Below are 15,348 nucleotides of genomic sequence, written 5' to 3'. Positions count from 1 at the left end.
AAACCAAACCAGCTAGTCCGTATTTTCACAACACACAACCACCCCCACCACCCCCAACCAGACAACCCGAACCAACCCCCACCCCGACCAACCAGCCACCCCAGCCACCACACCCCTCCACCACGAACCCGAACCCCCACCCCCCCCCGCCCTGACGCGAACAGCCCACCCAAAAGCTGTTTGAGGCTGATCCTTTGGAGTGGACACCCTGACAATGGATCTTGATGATCCAAGGAGGGATACCCAGGTGGGACGCAAGTCTCCGTATCCGGAGGAGTTCAGGAAGGACGCCGTCGCGCTCTACCGCGCTGCGGCCAGCAAGCGGACGCACGCGGCTGTGGCCGCGGACCTCGGTGTCACAGCCGAGTCCTTGCGGACGCGGGTCCGCAAGGACGAGCCGTATCGCGGGCCAGACCACCGCCCGAGGCGGCACCCGAACATCCTCACAGTCGTACCAGGTGGCCCGACCTCACCATTCCTTGAACTTGTCGATGGCGCGCTAGCCATGCCCGTGCAGCATCCGCGCAACCGCCGACAACGTCATACTCTTGTGGAACCGGCGCCCGATCAGCGCCTTGATCCGCGCCAGCGTCCAGGTCTGGCCCGGCCAGCCGTGCACGACCGGCCCCTTGGCCAACTCCTGCTCGAGCACCTCAAACAGTGCCTCACTCAGCTTGCGCCTGGACGCCGACCCCTTCGACTCCAAAGCTGACGTCCCACCCTGCTCCCACACCAGGCGCCATCGTTGCACCGACCACACGCTGACACGTAACTGCTTGGCGACCAGGGAACTGTCGTCTCCCAGGGCGAACAACTCGGCCGCCTCCATCCGAATACGCCCGCGAAACGTCCACCGCTCCGCGGTCAGCCCGCCCCCTTGCGGATACCTCATATCACCGGCTTACTGCGACAGCCACCACTTGTCAGCCCCCGCGACATCACGCCGACAAGGTCAGTAGCTCGAATCACGAAGTCGTAGCGCCCCTCCGAGGGGCGGGCATCGAGCGTCCGCTGGTAGTTCGGGTGTTCTTCAATCCTCTGGATTGCCTTCTGGGTCGCGTTTGTCGCACGAGCAGACGGTGGCCGCGGTCCAGGCGGCCTACGGGCTGCGGCTGGCCGTTCCGGAGGCGTGGCCGGATGCTCCGGCCGCGGACTCACGCCCCGGCCCGCAGGACCTCGCCGACGACGACCTCGAGGGCGGCCGGACGGACCGGTTGCTGTTCCACGTGATCGCAGCGCTAAGGCCCGGGCCCCGGCAGTGCTGCGCCGGATCACCGACCTGGGCGGCGCCGCCTCCTACGACGACATCCAGCAGCGCTTCGCCGATCACCCGACGACCCCGATCGCGCCGTCACGGATCAACGGGACGCTGACCAGCGTCAAGGCGGTGCAGCGCCGCGCCGGCCCGGATGGCGCGGATCCCCTGTTCCAGCGGGACGAGCGAGCACGGCGCTACCGCATCGACGACGCGCTTGTCGCCGGGCTCAGGCGAGCCTTCGCCCTCGCGGAGGCCCGCCCCGACCTGCTGCGCGGCGAACCGGCCGGACCGGCCACCCGATCCGGACACACGGTTTCTGTCGAAACGGCAATCCAAAAGAGCGCCGCTTACGTAATCAAAATGCAGCGGCAACCAGGGATACGTCCCTAGCCAGGCGCCGATCGCCTTAGCCGCGGTGATCAATTCTATCCATGGAGACCCGACGAGCGCGGTGCACCCCCTCACACTTCGCAGGCGTGGGCAGCGGCCGGATCCTCCCTCATTGCGCGCCGGAGTGGCGCCGGCTTGAGGGTCTGCAGCTCCCACTGCCTGTGGAGGTCGGGGTGAAAGTTGTCGTTGATCTTTCCCGATGCGAGGGGTAGGCGCAGCGCGCGTTCCTGGCTCCGGAGGCGTTCCGGATGCACGGTGAGAAAGCGCTCATGTACGACCCGGACCCCGACGACGCCCGGCGCGACCAGGTGCTACGTGCCGCGGCGGCCTGCCCGTTCCAGGCGATGCTAGTCGACCAGCTGGATGCGCCGCACGCACCGGTGGAGGCCTCGCCGTGATGACCAGTGCCGACAACCTGCGTGTGTTCAAGCGCGATGGCCGCATCGTGATCGTCGGGGCGTCGCTGGCGGGGCTGCGGGCCGCGGAGGCTCTGCGAGACGAGGGTTTCACCGGATCGTTGACCATGATCGGTGACGAGTTGGGCGAGCCCTACGACCGGCCTCCCCTGTCCAAGCAGGTACTGACCGGGTGGGTGCCGGCGGACGGCACCACTTTGCCCCGCCGTCGTGGCATCGATGCGCAGTGGCTGCTGGGCGTGCCCGCCAGCGGGCTGGACCTCGCGACGAACCACGTACATCTCGCCGACGGACGCGAGGTGCCCTTCGACCGGGTGCTGATCTCCACCGGGGTACGGGCCCGGCCGTGGTTCGTCGAGTCCGAGGCGGCCCTGGGCGGCGTGTTCGTCGTACGTACGCGCGAGCATGCCGAGAGCCTGCAGCGAGCCCTCGCCGCCGGGCCCTCCCGGGTACTGGTCATCGGTGCGGGATTCACCGGCTCCGAGATCGCCTCCGTCTGCCGCGAGCGGGACATCCCGGTGACCGTCGCCGAACTCGCACCGGCCCCGCTGGTCGGCGCACTCGGCGCCATGGTCGGCGAGGTGGCGTCGGACATGCAGCGCGCCCACGGCGTCGATCTGCGCTGCGGCGTCAAAGTCACCCAGCTGGAAGGCGACGCCCAGGGGCACTTCCGCCGCGCCCACTTCTCCGACGGCAGCACTATCGACGCCGATGTGGCGGTGGTGGCGCTCGGGAGCATCCGCAACACCGAGTGGCTCCGGGAGTCGGGACTGGCGGCGGGCGTGTGGGGAATCACCTGTGACACGGGTTGCCGTGTCCTCGACATCCATGGCCGCGTCGCCGACGACGTCTTCGCCGCGGGAGACGTGGCACGTTGCCCGAACCCCATCCACGAATACCGGCTCATCGCACTGGAGCATTGGGCCAACGCCGTGGAGCAGGCAGAGGTCGCGGCACACAACATGGTCAGCGCCCCGGCGGACCGCCGGCCGCACCTGTCCATCCCGCTGTTCTGGTCGATCCAGTTCGGCGTCAACATCAAGTCCGTCGGCGTGCCGACCTTCGCCGACGAGGTGGTCGTCACCCAGGGATCGCTGGACGACCACCGTTTCGTCACCGTATATGGCTATCGGGGCCGCGTAACGGCCGCCGTGAGCTTCAACAACGGTAAGTGGCTGGACCACTACCGACGGTTGATCGAGACGGCAGCACCTTTCCCGCCCCCCTGTCCCACGCCGGACCAGCCGGCCGACATGAAACCGGTGCCCGTCGACTTCCCCGGCCCCGCCCTGCTCCCGCAGGGCGCCACGGCGGTCGTGACAGGCCATGACCCGGGTGAGCGCCGCGTCACGGCTGTGCACCGGCATCGGCAGGAGGAAGGCAGGACGACTGCGACCGGGACGCCCGACACGCTGCAACGGATCTTCGACTACTCCGCCCGGGCCGACCCCTACCCGTTGTATGCCGAGTTGCGCAGGACGCCGGTGGCTCGGCAGGAGGACGGCAGCTACGTCATCAGCGCCTATCGCGAGATCACGGACATCCTGAATGACCCGCATCTGAGTTCCGACGTGCGCAATCTGTCGCGTCCGATGCCCTCAGTCGAGGGAGGGGCCGCGTCGTCGTTCATCCACATGGACTCGCCCGAGCACGATCGCCTGCGGCGTATGGCGACGCGTCACTTCGGCCCCCCGCACACCCCTGGGTTGGTGACCGGACTTGAAGGCTTCCTGACCGCCACCGTCCGCAGCCTGATCGACGATTTGGTGGGCAAGGAGCAGATCGACGTCGTCGATGATTTCGCCTTCCCGTTCCCCGTAACCGTGATCTGTCACTTGCTCGGCGTGCCACGCGCGAACGAGCCGAGGTTCCACCTCTGGGTGAACGACATCATGAACTCGATCGACTACGACCCCAAGACCGACCCGAAGGAGAAACTGGACAAGGGCGTACGGGCCCGCAAAGATCTGCGCCAGTGCCTCGGCGAGCTGGTGGAACAGCGCCACGGCCGGCCGGGAGACGACCTGCTGTCACGGCTGGCCAACGACGACGGGCCTGACGGTCGGCTGGCCGACGCCGACATCGTCGCCACCGCCAAACTGCTCCTCATCGCCGGCCATGAAACCATCGTCAACCTCATCACCAACGGCATGCTGACGTTGCTGCGCCACCCGCAGGTGCTGCAACGACTGCGCGACGAACCGGACCTCGTCGTGCCGCTGGTCGAGGAACTGCTGCGCTACGAGCCCCCCGTGCAGATCATTCCCTGGCGGGCGGCGTACAGCGACATCACCGTCGCCGACACCGTCATCCCCAAGGGCTCGCAGATCATGCTCATGCTTGCCTCAGGCAGCCGCGATCCGAAGCGCTTCCACGATCCGGACCGATTCGACCCGGATCGGCGAGACAACCAGCACCTGGGGTTCGGCAGCGGCATCCACCTGTGCTTCGGTGGCCCGCTGGCCCGGCGGGAAACCCAGATCGCGCTGACCGAGCTGGTACGCCGGCTCGACCGACCCAGGCTGGTCGCCGACCCGCCGCCGTACCGGCCCAGCCCCGTTCTTCGGGGTCCGATCCATCTGGACATCGAGCAGGGTGACGGTTGACGCGGCACCCGAGGGCAGTTGGAAGGTCACACCACGGCCGACGGGCCGGCTCGGCATTCGACAGCAACCCGCTACCCTCCTCAGCTCCCATCCCGTCCACCGTCGACCCACACACTGTGGAGCGGACGTGGTTCATGGCGTCCAGGTGGAGCGCGTCACTGTGCCTACGACGACCTCGCGGGCCTGGCGGCGCTGCTCGGCGCCACCCTCAGCGTCGTCGAGCACGGCCTGTTCCCTCCGACGCTGGTCGCCGACGTATTCGTCGCCCGCGACGACTCCGTCGAGCATCACAATCATGCCAAGTCCCGAGCCTGAGAGGATATTTGGTGTGGGCTGATTGCCCTTCATCTCCTCCATTCCGGGGCCCGGTCCTCTGTCGCCAGTTCCCGCACCTGCTGATACCCAGCCATCAAGCATGGTTGGGGCCGTCGCGCGCGATACCGGACCCGGTTCCCGGGTGCGCGGTGGCCGGGCTCATCCGCCGGCCTACCGTGATGTGATTGTGGGGGGCGTGCGCTGTGCCAAATGAACGAGGAGGCCACGGGTGCCCTTGGGCCGTGGCTGGAGCGGCTGAGGGCCCGTGATCCGGGCCTGAGGGCGGTGCGTCGTTCGGCGCGGGTGACGCTGGTGGCCTGCACGGGGTTCTACGCGGCGCGCTACGGTCTGGGAAACCATGTCGCGGCGGTCTACGCGCTGTTCGGCGCGATCGCCTCCGGTGGGATGTCCTTCGTCCCGGGTACGCCGCGTGAGCGCGCCCGCACGCTGCCTGCAGCGTTACCGATCGCGGCCGCGTGGGAGGAACTCCGTGTCGAGCGTCCAGCCGTGCCCGGCCGCCTGCCCGCGCTCATACAGCGCCTCCAGCGCCCTCTCCCAACTCCTCATCCCACTCCCCCGCGTGTGCCCATGTCCGTACGCGTTTGCCGACCGTAGACGCCGACGCCGGTCTGGAAGGTGCGAAGGAGAGAAGCAAGCCCAGCGGGTGACATCGGCTGCCACAGGCGCGTCGGGCGGGACGCCACCCGTCAGTCGCCTGCGGTACCGCAGGGTCCGGCGGTACCGCAGGCGACTGCTGCTCTGATCCGGGCCAGCCACGACGAACCAGGGTTCAAACAGATGCCGAAGGGGCTCGGCCGGGGATCCGGCCGAGCCCCTTCAAACTGCCCGAGGACCTGCGCGGGTGAACCGCCCGCCGGTCCTGGCGAACTGGGAGCAGGCACTGGGGCAGGCCTTCTTGGTCTCCTGGTCATGGGGTGTCCTGCGGACTGCTATGCAGCCGCCGCTACGGAGACGGTGCCGTGCTGCCGGCCGGGGAGCAGCGCCTGCTGCATGCAGCACAGCCCCGGACCGCAGGCGGCTGCAGCACGGTCGGGGCCGGCCTGCTGCACGAGCAGCACCCGTATCCCGTCCGGGCCGTGCAAATGCTGCGCTACACCACCACTCCAGCCACCACCACTCCAGCCACCACCACGAGGACCACCACCAGGACGACGAACCCGAGCAGCACCACCACGATGACGACCACCCCGCCCATCGGCAGCACCCCCCGGCTGCACGCCACTATGAGCAGCAGGACGACAAGCAGCACCATGCAGCAGCCGCAACCGGCTGTGTCACGTAGTCCCTCACAGCTGTGGGAGGGCTGCCGTTGGTTACGGAGAAGGTACCGCCTGGTCCCGATCTGGCAGAGATGCCGGATATCGGCATCCGTGGTCACGGCGTGGGGGGAGTCGGTGGCATACGCCGGGATGCCCGCCGATGTCACACTGCCCGCCTCTCAACCCTCACATAGGGAAGCAGCCATGCCTGTGCGGGCGAAGAGAGCCACCTTCATGGACCCTGGCAGGTCATCGCGCTCCAGGAGCGGCAGCGGTATCGGGACACCACGTCTCGCGCCATTTCTGGTACAGCCGAACGACTGGAACAGCACCCGAGTTGAGGATGAGGAGCAAAGATGAAGATCCCCCGGTTAGCCGCAGCAGTCGCGATGGCTGCGGCCGTCGTCGCCACCGGCGCCCCGGCAATGGCCGTTACCCCGGGCACCATCCATGCGGACGACCTCATCGCCGTACCGGCCAATCAGTACCAGGACGGGATCACCGCCGCCCCGGACAACATCCGCGCTGGCGGCACCCCCATCGCCGCCGCAGCGCCCAGCAAGCCAAGCACCATCGAGCCCAAAGACCCTACGTGCGGCTACCTCGTCACCACGATCTACATCAGTGGTGGCTCAAGGATCTATACAGAAGCACCCAGGTGCGGGCAGAAAGTCCGTGCGGTCGTCAATTGCCTCTACACGGGCGGCGCAGGCAAGGTCTACGGCAACGTCCTTACGACTGCGGGATACAGCACGGCCATGTGCGGCAGCACTACCGAAGTGGCCCAGCGCGGCTACCAGATCTACGCCAACTCCGCGTGGCAAAGCATCACCTGGTACGACTGATCCACAAGACGGGGTGTGAGGCCGCGGCGGCGCTCAGCCAGGTCGAACCACTGAAGATCCACCATCCTGAAGTCGCTGGGCAAGGGGCTGGTGTGGGTTGTTGGTCGCGTACTCGAGTTCGTGCTGGTCGCGCACTGGGCACCCTCCGCTACCCTGCGCTTCCTGTCGAGTTCAGCATGTTGAAGTTGGACGGGGGATCCCGGCACACAGAACCACCCCTGTTGGATCAGCTTTAACACGCTACTTCAACAGGGAAGCTCGGGTAGCCGAACGGTGTCCAGAAGCGGGCGGCGTCGGCGTCGCGGATCCCGGGCGAGGGACGGCGGCCGTGCGGCGGACGTCGTCCCTCGCCTCCACAGCCCGGCCGTGATCGCGGGGCGGCAGCCGGCCACAACAGCGCAGACCGCCGTGCTGCTACGACCGGCAGCCGGTGCCGCACACCACGACGAGCTCGTGGATCCGGTAACTACACGGCGAACGCCGAATGGATCGACGACGTCCCAGCCGCGACCATGCTCGCCTTGGGTATCAACCCTGATCGCAGGCCGTCCGAGACGATGAGCTGCCGCCTGCTGCAAGCACTCGATCCTGACCTACTGACCGCGGCGACCGGTGACTGGCGCACCGGCCGGGCCACGACCACAGAGGAGCCGGCCACGAGACAAGCAATCGCGGTCGACGGCAAGGCTCTGCGCGGCTCACGCAGCAGCGGCAGCACTGCCCGGCACGTCCTCGCAGCCTGTGCCCAGGACACCAGCGTCGTCCTCGCGAGCACCGACGTCGACGGCAAGACCGACGAGATCACTCGCTTCGCACCGCTGCTCGACCGGATCAGTGACCTGCGCGGCACCGTGATCACCGTCGACGCGCTGCACTGCCAGCGTGATCACGTCACCTACCTCGCCGAACGCGGCGCCGACTGGATGCTGACCGTCAAGGCAACCGGCTTACCCTGCACCAGCGATTGGCCGGCCTGCCCTGGTGGGCCGTCCCGGACGTCACCCGCGAGGCCGGCCGCGAACACGGCCGCCGCCAGATCCGCACCCTGAAGATCCTGACCGTCTCCACCGGCATCGACTTCCCGCACGTCGCTCAGGCCATCCACGATCCGCCGCCGGCGGCACCGTTTGGACCAGCCGAGACGCTTCACCACCGAGACCGTCTACGCGATCACGAACCTGCACGTGCACCAGGCCCGGCCAACACAGCTCGCCGCGTGGATCCGCCGCCACTGGCACATCGATCGTGGTGACGGACCAGGCTGCGGGAACGGCCGGGATGACGCTGGAGGAGCGGCCCGAGCCGCAGGCATCGATCAACGACGTCGTCGTTCAGATTCATGCATCGGGCTTCGTCCCGACCGAGATGGAGTGGCCATCGACCTGGACCGATCGCGCCGGCCGTGACAAGACACCGTCCATCCCCGGCCATGAGCTGGCCGGAGTGGTCACCGCCCTCGGCTACGGCACGACGGGGCTGTCGGTCGGGCAGCGGGTGTTCGGCCTCGCCGACTGGCACCGTGACGGCACCCTGGCGGAGTACGTGGCGATCGAAGCACGCAACCTCGCTCCGCTGCCCGGCGACGTCGACTTCACGGTAGGCGCGTCCCTGCCAATCTCAGGTCTGACCGCGTGGCAGGGGCTGTTCCAGCACGGCCGCCTTCAGTCTGGCCAGACCGTCCTCGCCCATGGCGCGTCCGGGGCAGTCGGGACGATGGTGACCCAGCTCGCACGTGAGGCCGGCGCTTACGTCATCGGCACCGGACGCGCCGCCGACCGTGAGAAGGCACTCGACTTCGCCGCGCATGAGTTCGTCGACCTTGGCAATGACGCGCTGAAAGACGTCGGCGACGTCGATCTGGTCTTCGATGTCATCGGTGACGACGTCCAGAAGCGGTCCGCTGCCCTGATCAAGGCCGGAGGAACGCTGGTGTCCATCGTCGGCCCGGCCGAGGCGCGACCCGCTGAGGGCCTGGCGGTGGACTTCGTTGTCGAGGCCGATCGTGCCGAACTGGGTGAGATCGTGCGGCGGGTGCGGGACGGACGGCTGCGGACGAACATCGGTGACGTCTCGACCCTCGACGATGCCGTCGCCGCCCTCAACGCGACCGAGCGACGCAAGGGAAAGATGATCATCCGCGCTCGTCCGTGAGGACTCGGGGACAGTGACCGGTCCTCCCCGCCTCGGGCAAGAGCGCCCGGAGCTGGAGCCGCCACCCGGAGTGGCACCGAGCCGACCGAAGACGCTGGCCCCGCCGATCCGGTGCGGCGGGACCGTACGCGCGGACGCTTCCCTGATCAGGGACTCAGCCCTCCGTGATGACCTCGTCCGCCTGCATACCCTTCTGGCCCTGCACCGCGATGAAGGTCACCTTCTGGCCTTCCTTGAGACTCTTGAAACCGTTCCCCTGGATCGACTTGAAGTGCACGAAGAGGTCCGGACCGCTCTCGGGGGTGATGAAGCCGAACCCCTTCTCTTCGTTGAACCACTTCACGGTGCCGGACTGCCGCTCCGCCATATCCACTCCCTCGAATCACGTGCTCGGACTGGACGTGCAAAACGCCCAACGAGCTGATCATTCCCGATGACGGGGACGATCCCGGGAATCCCCGACCTTGTCTGACAAAGTGATCGGAGCCAGGCGATCAAACTCACCAGGAAAATAGTCAAGATCACCTGTCAGCAGACACGCACGCCCTGGCCCGGCTCGCTGACGCCGAGGACGATGGAGTCATGGGCGAGCACGACCAGGACCAGGACGACGTCGCCGAACCGGCGCGGCCGCCGCTGACCGTCGCCCGCGCCCGCGGAGCTGTGGCGTACGGACTGCGGGGACAGGCGGGTACGAATCAACTTGCTCAGCCATCTGCTCGATGGTGAGCCGTCATCGCCGGTCGGGCCTCACCGTGTGCCACTGGGCGCTGAGCGGGTTTCGTATCCAAGGTAGGCCCAAGAGCGGCTATGAGCTGATCCTCGCGTTTATGGCGATTCGAAAGTCCATTGCTGCCTAATGTTGTTGGGGAAGTCCACTGCCCTATTGACAGCGACCGCCGCGCCTCGTGTGAGGTTGTCGCCTTCGGCGCTGACGACAACCTTGGGGTCGTAAGGCATCAAATAGCGGTAGTTGTACGCCCAGAGTTGGTTGAGGCTCTTCGGCTGTTCCCGCCTTTTGCTTTGAACGAGGGCGGTTCCCGGGTTGATGTTTCCGCCGTTTTCGTAACCGGGGACTTCCAGGACGAGCCCGCTCTTCTTGTTGACAAGGAAGCCCTCGTCATACTTCCACAGTTGGTTGTCGTTATCACTGGGCTTCTTGTCCCAGAGAATGACCCGGCCGCCGGGCGCGGTGCTGCCGTCTGCGATGTCGAGCACCAGATTGCTCTCGTAGTTTCGGATGAAGAAATAGCCCGGCGGAAAATCGTCCTGCAGCAGGCCGACGCCGGTGTGGGAGGACTGCTCGGCCGCGGTGGCCGCCCCTGGCAGCGACATCACCGCCCCCAACAGCGCTGCGCCCAGCACCGCGACACACCGCCGCCGCCCTACCGCCAAGGAACCAGACATATCTCCTCCTTCTCGCTCACTCTCCGTACACTTTTAGTACTTTGGACACCAGAGAAGGGCATATATCGCCAGAATCGAGGAATGCACTCGATCGAGTCAGACATGACTCGCCGGGCCGTGGGGGCTGGGTGGCCCCGGCCGACACTGCGAACTCGACCTGGCCCCAAACTTCAACGCGCCGAATGTGACAGGGAAGGCGACTCCGAGGGCGAGGAGCTGCTCATTGAGCTTCTTCGAGCGGGCCACCGATCGGGTGACGGTCCGTGAAGCGCAACGAGCGAGGCCCCCGGGCAGTTGATCGAGATGTCTGACGTCTCAACCACGCTGCTCAGGGGCCTCGTTGGTCATCTATCCTGCCGCACTCGACCTGCCACATGCGCTCGTGGAGTGGGTCACCATGCTCATCGTCACCCGTGAGGGTGACCGCCGCTGCAAGCTCCGTCCGTCCCAGCGCGCGAAGGTGGCACTGGTGTACCTGCGCGAGCACACCACCCTGGCGAAGGTCGCTGCCGGGTTCGGGATCAGCGAGTCCACCGCCCACGCCTACACCAGCGCGGTCATCGACCTCCTCGCCGACCGTGCACCGGGCCTGCTGAAGGTCCTACGCGGGCAGGATCCGGACTTCGTCCTCCTGGACGGCACGCTCGCCGAGTGCGACCGGGTCGGCGACGGACGGGCCGACTACTCCCACAAGCACCGCCGGCACGGGGTGAACGTGCAGGTAGTCACCGATCCGGACGGCCGGCTGCTGTGGCTCTCGCCCGCGCTGCCGGGCCGCTCCCACGACCTGTCCGCCGCCCGCACCCACCGGATCATCCGCATCTGCGAGCGCCAGGGCGTCCCCATCCTGGCCGATCTCGCCTACCAGGGCGGTGGCCCCTGGCTGACCACGGGCATCAAACGCAGGCCCCTGCGGGAACTCACCCCTACCGAGAAGACCGTCAACCGGGCTCTGGCCGCGGCACGGGCACCGGTTGAGCGCGGCGTGGCCTGCCTGAAGTCCTGGCGGATCTTCCGCAGGTCCCGCTGCAGCCCCAATCGCATGGCGCCAATCACCAAAGCCATTCTCACCCTGGAGCGGCAACGCTGAAGACTCTCATTGCGTCCGTCGGCCGACGACCGCGCTACGGGCGCCGATCGGCTGGTGCCGTCGGGCAGGCGATCGTCGGGAACGCCGCTGTGTGCCCGCCGGCAGTGAACGTGATCGCGGCGGGGGCGCTCGCCCAGAAGGGAGAGACGCAGGGCGGTTTCAAAGTCTTTTCGATCAACGATCCGTGCTGGTCACGGCATCGTGACGATGGGGTGGCGGGCCGTCACGCACACAACGAAGCTCCGGTTGATGCCGGTGACCTACCAAGTCGCCTGTACCGACCGGAGCTTCGATGTGTCGTCAGTCTGCCACTGTGTGTCTGGTCAAGTCGCCCTCGCGTCGGCATCGCGCGGTCGGCGACCTGCCGTCGAGGCTGGCGACCTTGCCTGATCCACGTGACCGGCGCGGCAGGCGTCACCCGTTCGTGAGCGTGCTTCTGGTGGCCTGCTCCGCGGTCATGTGCGGGGCCCGGTCCTTCGCGGCGATCGGACAGTGGGCGCAAAACGCTCCGCACGACACCCTGGCCCGGCTCGGCGCCCGGACCGTGTCCGCCTTCACCGTTCGCACCGCCCCGAGCACCGCGATGATGGGATGCACGCGTGGGGCTTCTACTCCCCAGGGCCTCCGGTCAGGAGTACACGGTCTTTCCCAGCGAATACGCGACCTCGCCGCCCTTCACGACGTACGCGCGCAGGGTCAACGGGGTGTTTTCGGCGATGTCACCCGATGTGCAGTCGGTGTACGGAGAGTTGTGCCCGGCGGTCGTGGCTTGCCGGAAGGTGCCGTTCAGATGGGCCTCGATCCCGTAACCATCGGCCAGATAGTCCGACGCACAAACGGTGTCTCCGGTTCCGGGACCGATGACACCGTGGGGGTCCGCGTACCAATCAACCGACCCTGCGAGCACTCCGTCGTTGTAGACGTTGATCGTGTAGTCGCCGTTGGAGAAAGACTGGTAACCGAAGGTGAAAGAGGGAGCGGCGGAAGCGGGTCCGGCGTTCGTCAGCGTCATGCCGGCTGCGAGAGCGAGTGTTCCGGCGAGTGCGCCGAGCCTTGCTGTTGTGCGAGCCATTTCGAGTGTTCCCCTCCGAGATGCCCTGCGTGAAAGGCACAGTTTGCGGCCCTGTCGTGATCTTGTCAACGACGTTCATAGCTGCCATACAGGCTGCTCAGAGGCTCGTACTGCGGGCGGGAGTTGGGGCTGGGGTTGGGGGCAGGGTGGTTTCAACGTGTCTGACTGTTCATGCGTCCGTGCTCGTCAGCGGAGTCCGAGGAGAGCCAGAGGGCGAGTGAACGGCTCGTAGGACATCTCGCGGAGTCCGGCGGCGATGTTGTGGTGCCCGGCGGCGCGGAGGCGGTGGATCGCGAAGCTGCGGAAGGTGGCCATGTTCTCCGGGCCGTGCTGGGAGCGCACCTTGGATGCGTCCTCGCGGAAGGCGGTGTCACGGACGAAGTGGAGTCTGTTTTCGATCACCCACTGCGAGCGAATGATCTTCGTCAGTCGCTGCGGGGAGGCTTCCTGGCTGGTCAGGTCGGTGATGACATAGACCGCCTCGCGGCTGCGCCTGCCGGTCTTCAGACAGGTGCGATGGCGTACGACCCGGGCGGCCTGGGCGGCGTGTGGGAAGTCGAGGCCGTCGACTGTCAGGACCTGGACCACGCGGGTCTCCTTGCGGCCATGCCCCTCGCTACGGTTGTAGAACTTCGCGGTCACCTCCGTCCAGGGCAGCGTGTGCAGCCGCTTGTAGAGGCCGGCCTGGTTCTTCTTCACGCAGCCGGGCCCGGCGACCGGCGCTCCAGCAGCCGCCGGACGCGCTCGGTCTCCTCCTGGGTGGCGAAGTACCGGACGTCGGCCTGGCCCCGGCAGCCGGCGAGCAGTTCGGCGAACACGTCGCGCAGCTCGGTGAGGTCGCGGCGGCAGACGCCCAGCAGGGCGAGGTAGTCGTCGACGGGCCAGGAGGTGAGGACCCCGGAGCGGGTCAGGTAGAGGCCGATGGTGTCGATCCGGTACCGGTCGGCGGGATCGAGCAGCAGGTAGCCGGTCAGCTGCCAGGCGGTGCGCTGGGACATCTCCGCCAGCGGCCGACGAGCACTCTTGAAATCGAGGAGCAGGCCGTCGACGACGATGTCGGCGTCGGCGGTGATCTGGGCGCCGGTGAACGTCGGCCCCCCGACGCAGTCCCCGGGCCGGGTGCCAGCACGCAGGGCCTGAAGGGGACCGTGGGCGGTCTTGTGGAGCCGGGTGGTGACGTCCCACCAGGTCGCGGTTCGGAGCTCCAGCAGCCGCCTGAGCGTGAAGGCGGCGGGGTCCTCGAGGGCGGCCTTGGCGAGCGGGGTGTAGGCGAAGCCGATCGGCGTACGGGCGAGGACCTGGTACCAGGCCGCGGCGATCAGCATGCGGGCCAGGTCCTCCTCTTCGTCCTGGCCGCGGTCGACGGGCAGTTCGCGGTTGTCGAGGTCCAGGCGGTGCACGGTCTTCGCCAGGCGCACCGCGAGCTCGTTGCCGACGGCGCGCATCCGCAGGCCAGCGCCACGGCTGCCGATCTGGCCGAATCTCAACACAGCGTCCTCGTCCGCCATCCACCGGTCGAACTCCGCCTGGGTCACGAAGATGGGTTGGCCGCCGACCGCCCTGCGAACGGGCTCAGTAGGCGTAGATCGACGTCGCCTTGATTCGCCTGTATGCGCCCCATGTCGTGCACAGGGTGGTGCTGGACTTGTTGTACTGGGTGCCGTGTGCGGCGATCCGCCAGCCCGGGTAGGCGATAAAGCCGCCGCCCTTCTTGTACAGGCCGCCGTTGTTGCCCATTGTGTAGCCCTCCAGTAGGTAGTGGTACCCGGCTGCAGAACGCAGGTACACGCACCCGTCGGCGTGCTGGTAGGTGCCGTAGAACGTCCCCGTCCGGGATGCGGCCGCTGTCGGCGTGGCCGCATCCCGGACGGGGATGGCCGCTGCCGGCACCGCGGCACCCAACATGAGAGCTAACGTGCCCGCGGCCAGGGCCGCTGTCTTCCTCTTGATCATGTTCTCTGCCTTCTCCGGTGCTCCGCGTCGAGGGGCTCCGGCGTTGGGGTGGGACACGCTCCTAGTGGATCACGAGGCGAAGGCGCAGTCCGCGCTCCACCGTTGCGGGACACGGGTCAGCTGGTGCTGTCCCACTTCCAGCTACTGCAGTTGTCCCGCTCCAGAGGGATACTCACGCAGACGCGGTACTTGATGGTCTGGCCGCCGGTGAAGCTGCGGTTGAAGTCTGCGTAGGTGTGGCAGCCCTTGGAGTTGCGCAGCGTCTGCTTGTTCGCGCCGGCCCGCTGGTACTGGGCGTAGGACGAGTAGCCGTCGCAGAGGGTGTCGGACACCCTGAAGTCGTCGGTGCTGCTCCAGTAGTCGACGCGGGCGGCCTCCTTGCCCAGGTAGTACGCCGAGGTCTTGCCGGTCGCGGACGCCGAGCCGATCTGGAGGAACGACAGGACGCCGATCGAAGCCACGGCGACTGCCGCGCGGGTGAGGTGGCGGACGGACATGGTGGTGCTCCCATGGTGTGAGTGCGAGTGATCGCCGGCCCCACCGCACCCCCCGTAGCTGCGGTGGG

Annotated in this window: 18 protein-coding genes and 4 pseudogenes; 11 read left to right on the top strand and 11 right to left on the bottom strand. The window is 67.3% G+C overall.

What is annotated here, in order from left to right; translation table 11 throughout:
* Positions 1 to 247: 247 nt before the first annotated feature.
* Positions 248 to 427: pseudogene (locus ACZ7M3_RS50955) on the top strand (transposase); the annotation flags it as partial.
* A 75-nt stretch (positions 428 to 502) separates the two neighbouring features.
* Here the strand turns inward: ACZ7M3_RS50955 and ACZ7M3_RS50950 are convergent.
* Positions 503 to 892 (bottom strand): annotated as a pseudogene (locus ACZ7M3_RS50950) (winged helix-turn-helix domain-containing protein); the annotation flags it as partial.
* A 366-nt stretch (positions 893 to 1,258) separates the two neighbouring features.
* Between ACZ7M3_RS50950 and ACZ7M3_RS50945 the strand changes: the two are divergent.
* From ACZ7M3_RS50945 to ACZ7M3_RS50930, 4 genes and pseudogenes are all read left to right on the top strand, one after another.
* A complete protein-coding gene (locus tag ACZ7M3_RS50945) occupies positions 1,259 to 1,648 on the top strand; it encodes a hypothetical protein (RefSeq protein WP_472073415.1) in 390 nt (129 codons plus the stop codon).
* A 248-nt stretch (positions 1,649 to 1,896) separates the two neighbouring features.
* Positions 1,897 to 2,046, top strand: coding sequence for a ferredoxin reductase (locus tag ACZ7M3_RS50940; RefSeq protein WP_472073413.1), 150 nt, complete (start codon positions 1,897 to 1,899; stop codon positions 2,044 to 2,046).
* A pseudogene (locus ACZ7M3_RS50935) lies at positions 2,046 to 3,416 on the top strand (NAD(P)/FAD-dependent oxidoreductase); the annotation flags it as partial. The gene ACZ7M3_RS50940 and the pseudogene ACZ7M3_RS50935, both read left to right, overlap by 1 nt.
* A 240-nt stretch (positions 3,417 to 3,656) precedes the next feature.
* Positions 3,657 to 4,670: a cytochrome P450 gene (locus tag ACZ7M3_RS50930; protein ID WP_472073419.1), complete on the top strand. Its 1,014-nt coding sequence runs from the start codon at positions 3,657 to 3,659 to the stop codon at positions 4,668 to 4,670.
* A gap of 132 nt (positions 4,671 to 4,802) precedes the next feature.
* Here the strand turns inward: ACZ7M3_RS50930 and ACZ7M3_RS50925 are convergent, their stop codons facing one another.
* The gene (locus tag ACZ7M3_RS50925) at positions 4,803 to 5,027 is read right to left on the bottom strand and encodes a hypothetical protein (RefSeq protein WP_472073411.1); all 225 of its coding nucleotides are present in this window, start codon (positions 5,025 to 5,027) and stop codon (positions 4,803 to 4,805) included.
* A 168-nt stretch (positions 5,028 to 5,195) separates the two neighbouring features.
* Between ACZ7M3_RS50925 and ACZ7M3_RS50920 the strand changes: the two genes are divergently transcribed.
* Positions 5,196 to 5,600, top strand: coding sequence for a hypothetical protein (locus tag ACZ7M3_RS50920; protein ID WP_472073409.1), 405 nt, complete (start codon positions 5,196 to 5,198; stop codon positions 5,598 to 5,600).
* Positions 5,601 to 6,096: 496 nt separating this feature from the next.
* On the opposite strand, the gene ACZ7M3_RS50915 is transcribed toward ACZ7M3_RS50920, so the two are convergent.
* Complete coding sequence (locus ACZ7M3_RS50915) at positions 6,097 to 6,258, bottom strand: hypothetical protein (RefSeq protein WP_472073407.1); 162 nt, start codon at positions 6,256 to 6,258, stop codon at positions 6,097 to 6,099.
* Positions 6,259 to 6,621: 363 nt separating this feature from the next.
* On the opposite strand from ACZ7M3_RS50915, the gene ACZ7M3_RS50910 reads away from it, so the two are divergent.
* From ACZ7M3_RS50910 to ACZ7M3_RS50900, 3 genes are all read left to right on the top strand, one after another.
* A complete protein-coding gene (locus tag ACZ7M3_RS50910; RefSeq protein ID WP_472073405.1) occupies positions 6,622 to 7,110 on the top strand; it encodes a hypothetical protein in 489 nt (162 codons plus the stop codon).
* A 521-nt stretch (positions 7,111 to 7,631) separates the two neighbouring features.
* The gene (locus tag ACZ7M3_RS50905; RefSeq protein WP_472073403.1) at positions 7,632 to 8,159 is read left to right on the top strand and encodes an ISAs1 family transposase; all 528 of its coding nucleotides are present in this window, start codon (positions 7,632 to 7,634) and stop codon (positions 8,157 to 8,159) included.
* Positions 8,160 to 8,388: 229 nt separating this feature from the next.
* Positions 8,389 to 9,261 (top strand): NADP-dependent oxidoreductase, encoded by an 873-nt coding sequence (locus ACZ7M3_RS50900; RefSeq protein ID WP_472073401.1) that lies wholly within the window; start codon positions 8,389 to 8,391, stop codon positions 9,259 to 9,261.
* A gap of 154 nt (positions 9,262 to 9,415) precedes the next feature.
* Here ACZ7M3_RS50900 and ACZ7M3_RS50895 read toward each other — a convergent pair whose 3' ends face one another.
* The 3 genes from ACZ7M3_RS50895 to ACZ7M3_RS50885 all read right to left on the bottom strand — a co-directional run bounded on the left by ACZ7M3_RS50895 (position 9,416) and on the right by ACZ7M3_RS50885 (position 10,668).
* The gene (locus ACZ7M3_RS50895; protein WP_095857332.1) at positions 9,416 to 9,628 is read right to left on the bottom strand and encodes a cold-shock protein; all 213 of its coding nucleotides are present in this window, start codon (positions 9,626 to 9,628) and stop codon (positions 9,416 to 9,418) included.
* Positions 9,629 to 9,789: 161 nt separating this feature from the next.
* Entirely contained in the window at positions 9,790 to 9,963 is a 174-nt protein-coding gene (locus tag ACZ7M3_RS50890) for a hypothetical protein (protein WP_472073399.1), read from the bottom strand.
* 126 nt (positions 9,964 to 10,089) lie between these two features.
* Positions 10,090 to 10,668: an RICIN domain-containing protein gene (locus tag ACZ7M3_RS50885; RefSeq protein ID WP_472073397.1), complete on the bottom strand. Its 579-nt coding sequence runs from the start codon at positions 10,666 to 10,668 to the stop codon at positions 10,090 to 10,092.
* Between the two features lie 340 nt (positions 10,669 to 11,008).
* Between ACZ7M3_RS50885 and ACZ7M3_RS50880 the strand changes: the two genes are divergently transcribed.
* Together ACZ7M3_RS50880 and ACZ7M3_RS50875 are read left to right on the top strand one after the other, a co-directional pair.
* On the top strand, positions 11,009 to 11,758 hold the full coding sequence (locus ACZ7M3_RS50880) for a transposase (RefSeq protein WP_472073395.1): 750 nt from the start codon (positions 11,009 to 11,011) through the stop codon (positions 11,756 to 11,758).
* Between the two features lie 292 nt (positions 11,759 to 12,050).
* A pseudogene (locus ACZ7M3_RS50875) lies at positions 12,051 to 12,278 on the top strand (transposase family protein); the annotation flags it as partial.
* 108 nt (positions 12,279 to 12,386) lie between these two features.
* Here ACZ7M3_RS50875 and ACZ7M3_RS50870 read toward each other — a convergent pair.
* The 5 genes from ACZ7M3_RS50870 to ACZ7M3_RS50850 all read right to left on the bottom strand — a co-directional run bounded on the left by ACZ7M3_RS50870 (position 12,387) and on the right by ACZ7M3_RS50850 (position 15,280).
* On the bottom strand, positions 12,387 to 12,770 hold the full coding sequence (locus ACZ7M3_RS50870; RefSeq protein WP_472073393.1) for a hypothetical protein: 384 nt from the start codon (positions 12,768 to 12,770) through the stop codon (positions 12,387 to 12,389).
* 246 nt (positions 12,771 to 13,016) lie between these two features.
* Positions 13,017 to 13,529 (bottom strand): ISAs1 family transposase, encoded by a 513-nt coding sequence (locus ACZ7M3_RS50865; RefSeq protein ID WP_472073391.1) that lies wholly within the window; start codon positions 13,527 to 13,529, stop codon positions 13,017 to 13,019.
* Positions 13,526 to 14,365, bottom strand: a complete 840-nt coding sequence (locus ACZ7M3_RS50860; protein ID WP_472073389.1) for a hypothetical protein — start codon at positions 14,363 to 14,365, stop codon at positions 13,526 to 13,528. Before ACZ7M3_RS50860 ends, ACZ7M3_RS50865 begins: the two co-directional genes overlap by 4 nt.
* Before the next feature lie 37 nt (positions 14,366 to 14,402).
* On the bottom strand, positions 14,403 to 14,783 hold the full coding sequence (locus ACZ7M3_RS50855; protein WP_472073387.1) for a hypothetical protein: 381 nt from the start codon (positions 14,781 to 14,783) through the stop codon (positions 14,403 to 14,405).
* A gap of 116 nt (positions 14,784 to 14,899) precedes the next feature.
* On the bottom strand, positions 14,900 to 15,280 hold the full coding sequence (locus ACZ7M3_RS50850) for a hypothetical protein (protein ID WP_472073385.1): 381 nt from the start codon (positions 15,278 to 15,280) through the stop codon (positions 14,900 to 14,902).
* Between the last annotated feature and the right edge of the window lie 68 nt (positions 15,281 to 15,348).

The organism is Streptomyces sp. NPDC111656 (genome assembly GCF_055656965.1).
The sequence above is the reverse complement of the archived record's forward strand: the minus strand, read 5'-3'. Positions and strand labels throughout refer to the sequence as shown.